Source organism: uncultured Tateyamaria sp. (assembly GCF_947494755.1).
Taxonomy (GTDB): Bacteria; Pseudomonadota; Alphaproteobacteria; order Rhodobacterales; family Rhodobacteraceae; genus Tateyamaria.
Map to the genome: position 1 here is coordinate 214,789 of NZ_CANLVZ010000004.1, position 15,211 is coordinate 229,999.

Here is a 15,211-nt window from a genome sequence, read left to right on the forward strand (position 1 = left end):
CCGTCTTACATGTGAATGACGCGGTCGTAGGCGTCGAGCACCGACTCGTGCATCATTTCCGACAAAGTCGGGTGCGGGAAGACGGTGTGCATCAGGTCTTCTTCCGTGGTTTCGAGCGCCTGGCCCACCACATAGCCCTGGATCAGTTCGGTCACTTCGGCCCCGATCATGTGCGCGCCCAGCAACTCGCCGGTCTTAGCATCGAAGATGGTCTTGATCATCCCCTCAGGCTCACCCAAAGCGATGGCCTTGCCGTTGCCGATGAAGGGGAATTTGCCGACCTTGATCTCATAGCCGGCTTCCTTGGCCTTGGCCTCGGTCAGACCGACGCTGGCGACCTGAGGGTGGCAATAGGTGCAACCCGCAATCGAGTTCGGTTTGATCGGGTGGACGTCATTCTTGCCCGCGATCAATTCGGCGACCATCGTACCCTCGTGGCTGGCCTTGTGGGCAAGCCATGGCGCGCCCGCGATGTCGCCAATGGCATAGAGGCCGTCGACGCCCGTGCGGCAATATTCGTCCGTGACCACATGGGTGCGATCGATCTTTACGCCCAGTCCTTCGAGGCCAAGATTTTCGACATTGCCGACAATGCCCACGGCAGAAATTACCGTGTCAAAGTCATGTTTCTCGACCTTGCCGCCCACTTCGATATGGGCCGTCACCTTGCCTTTGGCGCGGTCAAGCTGTTTGACCATCGCCTTCTGCATGATCTTCATGCCCTGCTTTTCAAAGGACTTCTTGGCAAAGGCCGAAATCTCGGCATCCTCGACCGGCAGCACGCGGTCCATAACCTCTACCACCGTCGTGTCGGCCCCCAAAGTATTGTAAAAGCTGGCAAATTCGATGCCGATGGCACCGGAGCCGATGACCAGCAATTTCCGGGGCATGCGCTTGGGCGTCAGGGCCGCCTTGTAGGTCCAGACCAATTCGCCATCCGCCTCAAGCCCCGGCAATTCGCGGGCGCGCGCACCGGTGGCGAGGATGATGTTCTTGGCTGTCACCTCTTCGGTGCCCTTGTCGGTCTTGACGCTGACCTTGCCCTTGGACGGGATCGTGCCCTCGCCCATGATGACGGTCACCTTGTTCTTTTTCAGCAGATGGCCGATGCCGCCCGAAAGTTGCCCCGCCACATCGCGCGAGCGTTTGACGACCGCGTCCAGATCATAGTCGATGCCGTCGGCTTTCAGACCGAATTCCTTGGCGCGGTGCATGAGGTGGAACACTTCGGACGAACGCAGCATGGCCTTGGTCGGGATGCAGCCCCAGTTGAGGCAGATGCCGCCCAGATGTTCGCGTTCGACCACGCAGGTGCTGAGGCCCAGTTGGGCCGCGCGGATCGCAGCCACATAGCCCCCGGGACCAGAGCCAACCACCACTACGTCAAAAGATTTCGCTGCCATTTCGATGTCCTCGCGTTATGCTGCATGAGAATTAGTTTACCGTTAAACTAATTCCACGGCTTTCTCAACGCGAGCTTGGCGCGACACAACGTCTGACGCAAGGGCAGTCTGCGCCTGATCAGCGGTTTCGGGCGCAGGCGGGCCGGTCTCAGGCGGCCTTGTCAGTCTGAAGGCTGCGCAGCACGGCACCGTAGCCACCCGCATCCAGATGCGCCTGTTCGGCCCCTGTGGTCTTGCGCCCAAGGGCGGCGTTGCGATGCGGGAAGCGCCCGAACTGGCGGATCACCTCGCGGTGCGCGCGGGCATGAAGCAGGAATGTCTCGTCCTCCATCCGCTCGCAGGCCAGGCGCACGGCCCGGTCCTGATCACAGAGGTTTTCGGAGTGTTCGAGCGGCATATAAAAGAACTGGCGCGCCGGGGGATCGATGCGCAAATCCCACCCTTTGGCGATGGCGGATTTCGCCGCTGCCAAAGCGGCCTTGTCCATCGAGAACGCGCGCGGATCATCGCGGAACATGTTGCGCGAAAACTGGTCGGCCAAAATGATGTAGGCAAGTGCTCCATTGGGATAGGTCAGCCAAAGTGCAAACTTGCCCTCGGAGGCGGCCTGCCATGTCGGTTGAAAGCGATCGCGCAACTCGGCATCAAAGGCCGCGTCGTCTTGATACCACTGCTCTGGATCGCATTCATCCAGCCAGAATTTCAGAATATCGTCCGGACCCACCATGGTTTCTCTCCTGTTCCCATGCCCCGTTACGCCATCGTTACATCCGTTTTACAGGTCTACCCAATCACGAAATACAACAGCCGCGACACATTACGCGACCCGGCTGTCGTCCTCGGACTCTTCGTAAGTGTCGATGACGTGTTCCTGCGCGATCTCCCAGGCGACCGGCGTGGTCGACGTTTGCGACATCGCCACGTAGGCCCCGCGTTCGTCCACAGGCACCGAGGGGCGCTGCGTCATGCGATACATGCTGTAGGCCAGCAAAATCACGAACAGTACGGCGGTAAAGAGGTAGAAGCCGGCGGGGCCGATGCTTTCCATGATCGCGCCCACAACCAGCGGCCCGAACACCGCCCCCAGCCCGTTCACAAAGATCAGCCCGCCGGACGCGGCGGCCATGTCATCATGTTCGAGGTAGTCATTGGTGTGCGCGATCAGCAATGAATAAAGTGGGTTGGACACGCCCCCTACCACAAAGGCCGACAGCAACAGGAACGCAAAAGAGCCGCCCAGCACCATCCCCATAAAGGAGCCCGCAACCCCGGTGGCCGAGGCCAGCACGATCACCCGCCGCCGATCCGCCCGGTCCGACAGCCACCCAATGGGATATTGCAGGATCACCGCCCCCACAAAGAAGGTCGCCACAAATGTCGAAATCTGCGCTACGCTCAGCCCCGCCTGCGCCCCGTAGACCGCCGACATCCCGAACTGCGCCGAAAACACGCCGCCAAGGATCAGCATCCCGAACACTCCGAGAGGCGAGAATTTGGCAAGGGCTGCAAGGCTCATCGGCTTGGTGGTGTCAAAGGCGGGCGTGGGGCTGATCGACAGCAGGATCGGCGTGACCGCGATGCTCACGAGCACCGATGGGATCACGAACAGCACAAAGCCCGACGGGTCCGCTGTCAGCAGCAGCGCCTGACTGGCTACGATCCCAAGCGTCTGCACGATCATGTAAAGTGACAGTGCCTGCCCCCGGTTCGAATTGTCCGCTGCGTCATTCAGCCAGCTTTCCGCCGTCACATAGACAGCTGAAAAACAGAACCCGATGATCACACGCCCAATCGCCCAAAGCCATGGATCGGCAAATGTCGGATAAAGGATCATCACTGCCGAAATCAGTGACGCAAGGGCTGCAAACACCCGCACATGCCCCACCCGCCGGATCATCCGGGGTGCCATGCGGCTGCCCCCCAGAAACCCTGCGAAATAGGCGGACATCACGATGGACATCTCGAAGGTCGAGAACCCTTCGATCTCGCCCCTGACGCCGAGCAATGTGCCTTGCATGCCGTTGCCGACCATCAACAGGAACATGCCCAGCAAAAGCGCCCAAGCGCTGGTCAAAACCTGGATCATGGCTGAGGTCTCCTTGGGAGGGGGTCTATGCCAGCCGTCGCACGGGCTTTGGCGGCCTGTCTAGCGAAGGTTACGACGCCTCATGTCGATTTTGACCCATTTGCCCGCGGCAGCAGCAATGATGCATCTCCATAGGAGAAAAAGCGATATTTTTGCGCGATGGCGTGCGCATAGATTTCGCGGATGCGGTCCTGTCCCATCAACGCGGACACCAGCATCATAAGCGTGGATTTAGGCAGGTGAAAGTTGGTCATCAGCCCATCGGTGACTTGCATTTCGAAACCTGGATAGATGAAGATATCCGTCTCGCCTTCCCACGCCGCGATCCTGCCGTCGCGCGCCATCGTCTCGATCAGGCGCAGCGCGGTGGTGCCGACCGGAATGACCCGCCCGCCGCGCTGTTTGGCCTGGGCGATATCATTTGCGGCCTGCGCGCTCACCTGCCCCCATTCGGCGTGCATCTTGTGGGTCGTCACATCCTCGACCTTCACAGGCAGGAAAGTCCCCGCCCCGACATGCAGGGTCACGTGGGTCATCGCCACGCCGCGCGCTGTCAGCGCCTCCAATAGCGCCTCATCGAAATGCAGCGAGGCGGTGGGGGCGGCAACCGCGCCACTGTTGCGCGCCCAGACTGTTTGATAGTCGGTCTTGTCCTGCTCATCGGCGGCTCGCTTGGCTGCGATATAGGGCGGCAGTGGCATCGCCCCCGCCTGCGCCAAGGCCGCGTCGAAATCCTCACCCGTCAGGTTAAAGCGCAAGAGCCCCTGCCCCTCGTGCGTGCCTGTCAGCGTCGCGGACAGATCAGGGGAAAACATCACCTCTTCGCCCGGCTTCACTTTCTTGAGCGGTTTGATCAGCGCGGACCACGTCCCGTCCGACTGCGGCTCAAGCAGGGTGACTTCGATCCGCGCGGTCGTCTCGCCCTGCGCGCTGCTGCGGGCGCGCGTCCCGAACAGGCGGGCCGGAATGACGCGGGTGTCGTTCAGCACCAGCAGATCACCGGGGCGCAGCCAGTCCACCAGATCGGTCACGACGGCATCATGGGTGTCGCCCCCATCCGCCACCAGCAAACGGGCCGAGGATCGCGGCACCGCAGGGCGGGTCGCAATCAATGCTTCGGGCAGGTGGAAATCAAAATCGCTCAGACGCATGGCGCGTCCCCTACCGCGCGCCCTAGCGCTCATCAAGCCGTTCCTGACGCTCGCGCAGACGACGCTGCGCACGGGTTTCGCCTTGGGGTTCAGGCGCAAAGGCTTCGGGTTGCGCGGGGCTCGCCAGGCCGCCCTGAACCTCGGGCAGTTCGGGAGCCGGTGCGCGGAAAATCTCGCGGAACATGCCGGGCGTCAGCGCCGAAAGCGGGTTCACCTGCACCTGCGGATTGGCCGCAGGGCCACGCAGGCGATAGTTGAACCCGATCAGCCCCTCGCCCTTGCGGGTAAAGATGCTGCCAAGCCCGTTAAGGATGAAAATGGGCGAGATCACCCCCTGCATATCAAGGATCGAGCGGGTCACATCATAAGTGCCGTCCATCGACAGGCCCATGGACGGGCCGACCGCACTGGCCTGGGTCAGCGCCATGGTCGACGGGGTCAGACGGAACGCCGCCTCGACCTCCTGAAAGTGGATACCGTTGCCGCCCAACTGTTCCAGCAGGCCCACAATGCTGATCGCGTTCAGCAGCGCGGCAATGGCCGGCGCGTCCTGTATCCGCGTTTCCGTAATGCGCAGGCTGCCGTCAAAGCTGGCCGCACCGACGGGCAGCAAGGTCAGCGACAGATCCCCGCCCCGCGCCTGTTTCAGAATACCGGCAGAGCGGGCCACGCCGCCTGCGTCCTGCCCGGTGATGCGGATCGCGCTGCGCCCGTTTTGCGGCAATACCTGCCCCCGGATCGCGGTGCCGCCGTTCACCTGCGCGTTGAAGGATCCATCCAGCCCGCGCGCCATGTTGAACTCACCGCTCATGCCCGTCAGCGCAATACTGTCGGTGATGGTCAGCCGGTCGAGCGCCAGTGACAGCGGCCCGCCCCCCTGCTGCCCGCCGGTGCCCGACCCCGACCCGCCAAAGTCAGCGCGGCGCAGATCGAGCGTGCCGCCGCGCACCGCTACCGCCGGGGCCGCATTGCGTCCGCGCCCGACCAGATCGACAGGGGCGCGCAGCCAGTCACCCACGCGGACATCCGTGAACCGCGCCAGCTCCAACCCGCCCGCCGGCGTCAGCGTGATCGAGCCCGTCGCCCGCAAGCCCGGTGCATCCAGCGTCAGTTGATCCACACGTGGCGTTGCGCCAAGGGTGCCTGCCAGTGACAGCGATCCGGCGGCGTTGGCTGATTTGCTCCACCCCAGGGGCGGTGAAGACAGGCGCAGCCCGCGCAGGTTCGTGGCCAACGTAAACCGGGGCACAGCCCCACCAAGGGGCAGATCGACGGTGATGTTGCCGACCCCCTGCCCGCGCACGAGGCCGGCAGGCAGGCCGATCCGGAAGGCGTCGATTGTGCGCTCGGACAGCTCGATCGTGCCTTCGACCCGACTGGGCTGCGGCGTGTCGGCCAGCGGTTGCGTCCAGGCGGCATCATAGGGCACCCCATCCAGCGTGCCCTTGCCCGAGATCGTCACGCCCGCATTCGACGCGACAACACGCAGCGTGTCCGATGCCAGCTTGCGCCCCTCAATCAGCGTCGTGCTGACCACATTCCGCGCGGTGCCGGTCGCGTCAAAGTCAATATCGGCCGTTTTGACACCCGGTCGTAGCGGCAGCGCAAGCGTGCCCGCCAGTTGCAGGCGCCCATCCGCGAGGCTGGGCGACAATCCGGCCTTTTCCATGATGTTGAGCGGCTTTTGATCCAGCAACGACAGTGCGGCTGTGACGGTGCCCGCCGCCTCGACCCGGACCACTGCTGGTGCGCCCTCGCGCGCGGTCACATCGGGAATGATAAAGGATGACCCGCCCACCTCGACAATCCCGCCCTGGGGCGCGCGCACTTGTCCGGCATCCACCGACACCACAAACCGATTGCCAAGCAGGCTGGCCGTGCCCCGCGCGCCGGTCACAGGCGGCAGGGTTTTGACATAGCGCACATGTGCCTCGTCATAGTCAAAGCTGGCATAGGCGGTGGTCGGGGTCGAGGGCGTGTCGCGCAACGCCACGTCCAGATTGCTCAGCCGACCGCCCGTGAGGTTCTCGGCCAGCCACTTGCGCGTTGGCGGGATGACGCGTTCTGGCCAAAGCGCCAGCAGACGCTCGGGTGACAGCCCGTCCATCTGCGCGTCCAGCCCGTAACTCCACCCTTCGCCGCCTGCGGTGAGGGTGCCGCGCGCCAGCAACATCTGCCCCTGATCCTGAAACAGCGCCTGCCCCACATCCAGCCGGAAGGGATTGAGGGCGAGGCGAAAGTCCATCTCGGCGGCATCAAAGCTGACAGGCTCGGCATAGATATCATCAGGATTGGCCGACAGGACGCTGGCCTGAAACTGGCCCACCAGATCGTCCAACTGCCCGTCCGCCCCAATGCCCAGAACCGTCTGGCCGTCAAGGCGCGCGGTAATCCACGCGCTTTCGACGGACAACTCGTCAAAGGCCAGCACCCCCTCGGCAGGGTCATAGTTGAAATAGGTGCGTGCGGACTGGAATGGCACGGGACGGGCGGCGTCATTGGGCTGCACCACCCCTTCGCCGATCGTCAGCGACACGTTCAGCGGTGCCAGCTTACCTTGGGCATTCACCCCGCCCCGCATCGCCCCCGAAATCGGCGCGCGCAACACATCAAGCCATGCAAAGGCGGGCGCGAGGGTTGCGATGTCGCCCGATGAAATGTCGGCGACGGCCATGCCGAATATCGCCTCGGTCGCGCCGACCTCACTTTCATAATTCGCCGCCAGCGTGGCCACACCCTGCCCGCCGCTGAGCAAGGCCAGATCAGAGGTGATGCGCACCGTGTCATCCGTGCGCAGCAGGCGCATCCGGCCCCCGTCGATGGTCCAGGCACGGCCTGACTGGATATCCTCGACCCGCAGGGTGAGCGCGCGAATGTCCGCCTCGGTCAGCGCATCAAGACCGTCGCGGGTCAGCAACTGGTCTATGCCGCCGATCAGTTGGGCCAGCGTGGCCGCCTCGCGGGTGGGGGCCGACAGATCAAGCCCGCCTGACAGGCGCACGGAGCCATCGGCCTGCCGTTGCAGGTTCACGAAAATACCGCTGATGCTCAGGCGCGCGGGGCGGATCTGACCGCGCAGCAGATCGGTCAGCGACAGGCCAGCCGTCAACTCGCCAAAGGCGACGATCTCGGCCCCTGTTTCCGTGACGAGCTTCACATTGCTCATCCGGATCTGAGGCATCATCCCGTCGACAACCACCAGATCCAGCGTGTCAAAACGCAGTTGCCCTTCGTTGATCGCCTCGTCCGCACGCAGTTCGATCTGATCACGCAGCCACGCGGGGGCCGATACGGGCCGCCCCGTTGCCATGTAGATCAGCGCCCCAAGCACCACGGCTGTCATCAGTGACATCAGCAGACTGCCCAAGCCAAGCCGCCGCCACAGGGGTTTGCGCCGCACCGGTTTGGCTGCGGGGGGCTGATTTATCGGATCGGCACTGCTCATGTCTTTATTCTTGCTGGCTCCGCCCTATCATGCCAGTCACAACTTTCCGATATGTGACGAAAAGGCCAAATGATGCTGGACATTGCGACCCCTGCCCCCGATTTCACGCTGCCCGATGGCACTGGTGAGGATGTGACCCTGTCCGCGCTCAAGGGCGGCCCGGTGGTGCTGTACTTTTATCCGCGTGATGACACGCCCGGCTGTACCAAGGAATCGATTGCATTTTCCGAACATCTCGAAGCCTTCGAAGCGGCCGGTGCCAAGGTCTTTGGGATCTCCAAGGACAGCGTGGCGAGCCATGCCAAATTCGCCGCCAAGCGCGATCTGTCCGTGCCCTTGCTGTCGGATGAAAATGGCACGGTCTGCGAGGACTATGGCGTGTGGAAGGAAAAGAACATGTACGGCAAGACGTACATGGGCATCGAGCGCACGACCTATCTGATCGACGCCAATGGGGATGTGGCCATGGTCTGGCCCAAGGTCAAAGTGCCCAACCACGCCGAGGCGGTTCTGGCGGCGGTGCAGGCCCTGTGATGATGCCACTTGCGCAGATGGCCGAGGCTGTGCTGCGCACTGCGGAGGGGCGCGAAAAGACCGCCCTGTCGCGCGAATATGCGGCCCAATGGCAAGCGGCGCGCGCCGCGGGAGAGGTGCCCGAGATCGGCAGTGCTGACCCGCCGCGGCACCCGGCCCGCCCCGCCGCGCCCGAATTGCTGAGCCCGCGCGACGTGCCCCGCCGCCGTCCCGGCAGCCCCGAGGGGCGCATCGCGCTGCTGCACGCTGTGGCACATATCGAGCTGAACGCGGTCGATCTGCACTGGGACATCATCGCGCGATTCACGAATGTGCCCATGCCCATCGGCTTCTATGACGACTGGGTGAAGGCTGCGGACGAGGAGTCCAAGCATTTCGGGCTGATGTGCGACTGCCTTGAGGCCTTGGGCAGTTTCTATGGGGCCCTGCCCGCCCATGCGGGCATGTGGCGCGCCGCCGAAGACACCAAGGACGATTTCATGGGCCGGCTCGCGGTTGTGCCAATGGTGCTCGAGGCGCGCGGGCTGGACGTCACACCGGGTATGATCGAGGTGTTCAAAAAGGCAAAACTGGATCAGGCGGTCTCGGCTCTTGAGACGATCTACGCTGAGGAAGTGGCCCATGTGGCCTATGGATCAAAATGGTTTCACTTCCTGTGCGGACGGCACGAGATGGACCCGAAAGTCGCCTTTCACGGGCTGGTGCAGCAATATTTCCACAGCCCCCTCAAGCCCCCCTTCAACGAGGAAAAAAGGGCTGACGCAGGGTTACCCCCTGATTTCTATTGGCCTTTGGCAATAGCAGACTGAGTTGTATGGACTCGATGCGCGGTTTTTCGCCACTTTGACGTAAATCCGCGCCACTTGGTCGCGCAATATTCGATCAGGCTTGCCGCGACAGCGCGAGGCCCTTATGCACAGACCTTAAGGCACCGCGTTGGGGGACGCGAGGGCCGCGATTGAGATGGGACAAGGGACGGGACGCAGTGCGAACACGCCTCGGGATTAAGTGGCATGGCCTGCTGGAGCACTATTTTCCAGAACGCCGTGTGTTTTTGAAATCTGATACGGACACGCGATTCATTCGCTTGCGCTCTGGCACACAGCTTATCGCCTTTGCGGGCAGTTCGTTTTTGGTGGCCTGGGCCATTGTCGCCACCGCCATCCTTTTGATGGACAGCATCGGGGCCGGAAATTTCCGCGAACAGGCCAAGCGCGATCAAAAGACCTACCAAGCCCGCCTGAATGATCTGTCTTCGCAGCGCGACGCCCGCGCCGAAGAGGCCCTGGCCGCCCAGGAACGCTTTAACGCCGCCCTCACTCAGATTTCCGTGATGCAGTCCGAACTGCTCGAATCGGAAACGCGCCGTCGCGAGGTCGAGACCGGGATTGACGTGATCCAATCCACATTGCGCGACACGATGCAGGCCCGCGAAGAGGCCCGCACCGAATTGGCCGCCTTGCAGGAAAACCTCGAAGCCGGAACTGGTGGCACCGCGCTGGCAGCGGCGGGCGGCGGGGCTCCGATGGATTTCGTCGCCGAGGCCCTCGCCAAAACAGCCGCCGAACGTGACAAAGTGGTGCAGGATGCACAGGACGCGCTGCTCGCTGCCGATGAGATGGCGACCGAGATCGCCCTGATGCGCGAGCAAAACGATCAGATTTTCCGCCAACTCGAAGAAGCGATGAGCGTGTCCGTCTCGCCACTGGACAAGATGTTCCGCGCAGCAGGCATGCCCACGGATCGCATCATCGAGCAGGTCCGCCAGGGCTATTCCGGTCAGGGCGGCCCATTGACCCCGATTTCCTTCTCGACCCGTGGCGAAGAACCGAGCCCGGATGAGCTGCGCGCCAACCGGTTGCTGAACCAGATGGATCAGCTGAACCTTTATCGGATCGCGGCCCAAAAGGCACCCTTTGCCACTCCTGTCAAAAACGCATTCCGCTTCACCTCGTCCTTCGGGTTCCGCCGTGATCCCAAGACGGGCGGGCGCCGGATGCACAATGGCGTGGATTTCGCAGCCTCTCTAGGCACGCCGCTTTATGCGACCGCTGATGGTGTCGTGACCCATGCAGGCTGGCAGTCAGGCTATGGCCGTCTGGTCAAAATCCAGCACGAGTTTGGCATCGAGACCCGCTATGCCCACCTGTCGCAACTCCGCGTGAAAGTTGGCCAAAGGGTCTCGCGCGGGGATCGGATTGGTGATATGGGAGCCTCTGGACGGGTCACTGGCGTCCACCTCCACTATGAAGTGCGTGTTGGCGGCAGAGCCGTAAATCCCATGATCTATATCAAGGCAGCGAACGATGTTTTCTAAGAGCAAAATCAACGAACCGGGCCCCAATGCGGATGCAGCCAAGCCTGCGGCCCCCGCAGCCCCCGCCCCGTCTTCGGCCCCCAAGTCGAGCGAATTCAAGGCCAGCGCCCCCAAGGCCAAGCCGCCCGCTTCGATCCTGTCGGCAGACCTGCACGTCACCGGCAATATGAAAACCACCGGCGACATTCAGGTCGAAGGCACGGTGGAAGGCGACATTCGCGCTCACCTGCTGACCATCGGCGAAAGCGCCACCATCAAAGGCGAAGTGGTCGCCGATGATGTGGTGATTAATGGCCGGATCGTGGGCCGTGTGCGCGGCCTCAAGGTGCGTCTGACATCGACGGCACGGGTCGAGGGTGACATCATCCACAAGACCATCGCGATCGAAAGCGGTGCCCATTTTGAAGGCTCCGTGCAACGTCAGGATGATCCGCTGAATTCAAGCGGCAAGCAGCCTGCCCGTCAGCCCTCACCACAAGCTGCTGCCCCCAAGGCGGACTGATCTGCGCCACTAGGCACCAAGTTTTTAAAAGGGCGTCGCACATCGGTGTGACGCCCTTTTTTTTAGTGTCTGTGGCCCTGTTCGCGCCGCGCAAAAATGCCCGCAGCGATTGCGCGCTGCGGGCTTCCTAAACGAACTTCGTCGCGCTTAGTCCGTGACGGACACCTTCGTCATCACATCCGGCGCGCCGGTGATTGCGCCCGAACGCGGGTTGCCCCGTTTGATGGCGTCTACCACATCCATGCCCGACGTCACCTCGCCCACAACCGTGTAGTCCCCGTTCAGGAACGGACCCGGTGCGAACATGATAAAGAACTGGCTGTTGGCCGAATCCGGATCGCTGCTGCGCGCCATGCCGACGACACCGCGATCAAAATCCACTTCAGAGAATTCGGCGGGCAGGTTGCCAAGGTCCGAGCCGCCGGTGCCCGCCCGGCGCGCGTCATAGCCATCGATCTGGCCGAACTGCACATCACCTGTCTGGGCCATGAACCCCTCGATCACACGGTGAAAGACGACACCGTCATAGGCCCCGTTTTCCGCCAGCGTCGTGATCCGTTCGACATGCCCGGGGGCGACGTCTTCGAACAGGTTGACCGAGATCACACCGTTGGCCTCGCCCGCCACGGTGATGTCGATGCCTGAGGCAAAGGCGGGTGCTGCGGCCAGAACCGCGAGGGCGGCAAAAGCGTTACGTCGCATCTGCAGCCACCTTGACGCTGATCATCCGGTCCGGCTCGGCAGGTGGCTCGCCGCGCGTGATCGCATCGACATGCTCCATGCCGGACGTCACCTGCCCGTAGACGGTGTACTGCCCGTTCAGGAAGTCATTGTCCGAGAAGTTGATGAAAAACTGGCTGTTGGCGCTGTTGGGGTTCGCAGAGCGCGCCGCCCCGATGGACCCACGCGAATGCGGGATCTTGGAGAACTCGGCAGGGACATCGGGCTTGTCTGACCCGCCGGTGCCCGCCATGCGGATGTTGAACCCGTCTTCCATGTCACCGTGCTGTACGTCGCCGGTCTGGGCCATGAACCCGTCGATCACGCGGTGAAAGGCGACGTTGTCATATTCGCCCGCGCGTACCAGCTCTTTCATCCGCTCGACATGCTTTGGGGCCACATCCGGCATCAGCTCAATCGTGACGGTGCCACCTTTGAGTTCCATCAGGATTGTGTTTTCGGGGTCTTTGATCTCGGCCATATACGCCTCTTTCGGTTTCATGTTGCCCGACTACCTATGCCGACCAGCGCCATGGGACAAGTCGTGCATTGACCGAAGCCGGAATTGAGGCGATGCAGGGGGCGATATCACGCATAAAGGAGCACGGGCGATGGGCTGGAAAACGCTGGACGATATGGATCTGGGCGGCAAGCGGGTGCTCACGCGCGTCGACATCAACGTGCCGATGGAGGATGGCCAAGTCACCGACGCCACCCGGATCGAACGGATCGTGCCCACCGTGACAGATATCCGCGCCAAGGGGGGCAGCCCGGTGCTGTTGGCCCACTTTGGCCGGCCCAAGGGCCAGTTTGTTCCCGAGATGTCCCTCAGGCCGCTGGTCCCTGCCCTTGAGGCGGCGTTCGGCTGCCCCGTGACCTTTGTGGAGCGCCCCTCGCGGGAATGGATCGATGCCCAGGCCAGCGACGCGGTGATCCTGGTCGAAAATACGCGCTTTACCTCGATGGAAGAAGCGAACGATCCACAAATGGCGGGCTTTCTGGCGACGCTTGGGGATGTGTTCTGCAACGATGCGTTTTCCGCCGCCCACCGCGCGCACGCCTCGACCACGGGGGTCGCGCACCTGCTCCCCGCATGTGCGGGGCGTCTGATGGCTGCCGAGTTGCAGGCGCTTGAGGCGGCCTTGTCCAATCCCAAGCGCCCTGTGGGTGCAGTCGTGGGCGGGGCCAAGGTCTCGACGAAGCTGGACTTGTTACAGAACCTCGTCAAAAAGATCGACGTGCTGGTGATTGGTGGGGGCATGGCCAACACCTTTCTGGCCGCACAAGGCGCTCAGATGGGGGCCTCTCTGCAAGAAGCGGACCTGCATGACACGGCGCGCGCGATCATGGATGCGGCCAGCGATGCGGGCTGCACCGTGATCCTGCCCACCGATGGGCGGGTCGCGCGGGAGTTCAAGGCGGGTGCGGCGCATGAGGTGATCGCGCTGAATGGCGATACGGTGCTGGAGAGTGATCAAATGGTGCTGGACGCAGGTGACGCTTCGGCCACAGCCATCGCGGACGCTTTCGCAAATCTCAAAACTCTGATCTGGAACGGCCCCCTTGGTGCTTTCGAGATCGCGCCCTTTGACACTGCCACCGTTGCGACCGCCAAGGCCGCTGCGGCCCTCACCGCATCGGGCGAGCTGATCACGGTTGCGGGGGGCGGTGACACGGTCGCAGCGCTTAACCAGGCGGGTGTGGCGGATGATTTCACCTACATCTCGACCGCGGGCGGCGCGTTTCTGGAGTGGATGGAAGGCAAGGAATTGCCCGGCGTCGCGGCCCTGATGTCATAAGCGGCCAAATCGGTTGGAATAGCGAAAAGCGGCCCCATATAGAGCGTCAGGCATCTGATGGGAGCATACAGCATGGCATGGACACTGATCACAGGCGCATCCGAAGGGCTGGGCGTTGAGTTCGCACATATCGCCGCCAAGGAAGGACGCAACCTGATCCTTGCCGCACGCTCCAAGGACAAGCTGGAAAGGGTCGCGAGCGACGCGCGCACTGCTGGTGTCGAGGTGGTCGTAATCCCCGCCGATCTGTCGGACATGGCCGAAGTGGACCGTCTGTGGGCCGAAGCCACGGATGGGCGCGAGATTGATGTGCTCGTGAACAATGCAGGGCTTGGCTATAACGGCCCCTTTGATGCCGGTCAGGGTTGGGAGCGTGAGTTAAGCTCGATCAACGTCAACATGCTGGCGCTCACGCGACTGATGAAGCTGGCGATCCCGCACATGCAGGCTCTGCCCAAGGGGCGCGTGCTGAACGTGGCCTCGGTTGCCGGGTTCACGCCGGGGCCGCACATGGCTGTCTACCACGCCACCAAAGCCTATGTACTGTCCCTCTCCGAAGCGGTCGCCGAAGAGTTGCGCGGCACGAACGTGACGATCACCGCCCTCTGCCCTGGCGCGACGGCGACCAACTTCTTTGAGGAGGCGGACATGTCCGGGGTACGCCTGCTGAAACTGGCCAAGCCCATGAAAGCCTCCGACGTTGCGGAACTGGGATGGCTCGAGGCGCGCATCGGCAAACGGATCGTGGTGCCCGGCGCGATGAACAAAGTGTTCGCGTTTTTGCCCCGCGTTTCACCGCGCGCGCTGACAACGCGATTTGCCGCAGAAATCATGGGAAAACATTAGGCCCTTGTAACAAAAGGGATTCACACGGCGAATCACCTGTGCCATACTGTCTTCAGTCGCCCGTCAGAGGCGGCATGACAGGCAGACCAGCATGACCCGCACCGCACGGCCCGCATTGGGCACATTCATCTTTTTCGCCGTGGCCTTCGCCTTGGGGACCTATTTCACCTTTGCCGCCGTGCAAGGAGATTACGGGTTGTTCCGCCGGGCCGAGATCGACGCCGAGGCGCGCGCGCTGTCGGACCAGTTGATGCGTGTGCAGGCCGATGTCGCGCGGATGGAGAACCTGACCAAGCGGCTGTCGGACGACTACCTTGATCTTGATCTGCTGGACGAGCAGGCCCGCAGCATCCTTGGCATGTTGCGCAGCGACGAGATCGTGATCCGCTAACCCCTCGTTTTCAGTCG

14 protein-coding genes are annotated in these 15,211 nt (G+C 62.6%); 7 read left to right on the forward strand and 7 right to left on the reverse strand.

Going from position 1 to position 15,211, the window contains the following annotated elements:
* Nucleotides 1-5: 5 nt before the first annotated feature.
* From lpdA to Q0908_RS07010, 5 genes are all read right to left on the reverse strand, one after another.
* Nucleotides 6-1,403 carry a dihydrolipoyl dehydrogenase gene (lpdA, locus tag Q0908_RS06990; protein ID WP_299282214.1) on the reverse strand — a complete coding sequence of 466 codons (1,398 nt, stop codon included), beginning with the start codon at nucleotides 1,401-1,403 and terminating at the stop codon, nucleotides 6-8.
* Between the two features lie 148 nt (nucleotides 1,404-1,551).
* On the reverse strand, nucleotides 1,552-2,130 hold the full coding sequence (locus Q0908_RS06995) for a DUF924 family protein (protein ID WP_299282215.1): 579 nt from the start codon (nucleotides 2,128-2,130) through the stop codon (nucleotides 1,552-1,554).
* 90 nt (nucleotides 2,131-2,220) lie between these two features.
* On the reverse strand, nucleotides 2,221-3,489 hold the full coding sequence (locus Q0908_RS07000; protein WP_299282217.1) for an MFS transporter: 1,269 nt from the start codon (nucleotides 3,487-3,489) through the stop codon (nucleotides 2,221-2,223).
* An 80-nt stretch (nucleotides 3,490-3,569) separates the two neighbouring features.
* On the reverse strand, nucleotides 3,570-4,640 hold the full coding sequence (gene queA, locus Q0908_RS07005) for a tRNA preQ1(34) S-adenosylmethionine ribosyltransferase-isomerase QueA (RefSeq protein ID WP_299282219.1): 1,071 nt from the start codon (nucleotides 4,638-4,640) through the stop codon (nucleotides 3,570-3,572).
* A 22-nt stretch (nucleotides 4,641-4,662) separates the two neighbouring features.
* Nucleotides 4,663-8,085 carry a DUF3971 domain-containing protein gene (locus tag Q0908_RS07010; RefSeq protein ID WP_299282221.1) on the reverse strand — a complete coding sequence of 1,141 codons (3,423 nt, stop codon included), beginning with the start codon at nucleotides 8,083-8,085 and terminating at the stop codon, nucleotides 4,663-4,665.
* A gap of 72 nt (nucleotides 8,086-8,157) precedes the next feature.
* On the opposite strand from Q0908_RS07010, the gene bcp reads away from it, so the two are divergent.
* The 4 genes from bcp to Q0908_RS07030 all read left to right on the forward strand — a co-directional run bounded on the left by bcp (nucleotide 8,158) and on the right by Q0908_RS07030 (nucleotide 11,438).
* A complete protein-coding gene (gene bcp, locus Q0908_RS07015) occupies nucleotides 8,158-8,619 on the forward strand; it encodes a thioredoxin-dependent thiol peroxidase (RefSeq protein WP_299282223.1) in 462 nt (153 codons plus the stop codon).
* Nucleotides 8,619-9,428, forward strand: a complete 810-nt coding sequence (locus Q0908_RS07020; protein ID WP_299282225.1) for a ferritin-like domain-containing protein — start codon at nucleotides 8,619-8,621, stop codon at nucleotides 9,426-9,428. The genes bcp and Q0908_RS07020 overlap by 1 nt, the downstream gene beginning before the upstream one ends.
* Nucleotides 9,429-9,604: 176 nt before the next feature.
* A complete protein-coding gene (locus Q0908_RS07025) occupies nucleotides 9,605-10,936 on the forward strand; it encodes a M23 family metallopeptidase (protein WP_299282227.1) in 1,332 nt (443 codons plus the stop codon).
* A complete protein-coding gene (locus tag Q0908_RS07030; protein WP_299282229.1) occupies nucleotides 10,926-11,438 on the forward strand; it encodes a polymer-forming cytoskeletal protein in 513 nt (170 codons plus the stop codon). Before Q0908_RS07025 ends, Q0908_RS07030 begins: the two co-directional genes overlap by 11 nt.
* A gap of 147 nt (nucleotides 11,439-11,585) precedes the next feature.
* Here the strand turns inward: Q0908_RS07030 and Q0908_RS07035 are convergent, their stop codons facing one another.
* Nucleotides 11,586-12,140 (reverse strand): peptidylprolyl isomerase, encoded by a 555-nt coding sequence (locus Q0908_RS07035; protein WP_299282232.1) that lies wholly within the window; start codon nucleotides 12,138-12,140, stop codon nucleotides 11,586-11,588.
* On the reverse strand, nucleotides 12,130-12,639 hold the full coding sequence (locus tag Q0908_RS07040) for a peptidylprolyl isomerase (protein WP_299282233.1): 510 nt from the start codon (nucleotides 12,637-12,639) through the stop codon (nucleotides 12,130-12,132). The genes Q0908_RS07035 and Q0908_RS07040 overlap by 11 nt, the downstream gene beginning before the upstream one ends.
* Before the next feature lie 130 nt (nucleotides 12,640-12,769).
* Here Q0908_RS07040 and Q0908_RS07045 point away from each other — a divergent pair, with 130 nt between their 5' ends.
* The 3 genes from Q0908_RS07045 (at nucleotide 12,770) to Q0908_RS07055 (ending at nucleotide 15,194) form a co-directional block, all read left to right on the forward strand.
* Nucleotides 12,770-13,957: a phosphoglycerate kinase gene (locus Q0908_RS07045; RefSeq protein ID WP_299282235.1), complete on the forward strand. Its 1,188-nt coding sequence runs from the start codon at nucleotides 12,770-12,772 to the stop codon at nucleotides 13,955-13,957.
* A 72-nt stretch (nucleotides 13,958-14,029) separates the two neighbouring features.
* Nucleotides 14,030-14,803 carry an SDR family oxidoreductase gene (locus Q0908_RS07050; RefSeq protein WP_299282237.1) on the forward strand — a complete coding sequence of 258 codons (774 nt, stop codon included), beginning with the start codon at nucleotides 14,030-14,032 and terminating at the stop codon, nucleotides 14,801-14,803.
* A 91-nt stretch (nucleotides 14,804-14,894) separates the two neighbouring features.
* On the forward strand, nucleotides 14,895-15,194 hold the full coding sequence (locus Q0908_RS07055) for a septum formation initiator family protein (RefSeq protein ID WP_299149705.1): 300 nt from the start codon (nucleotides 14,895-14,897) through the stop codon (nucleotides 15,192-15,194).
* Nucleotides 15,195-15,211: the final 17 nt, after the last annotated feature.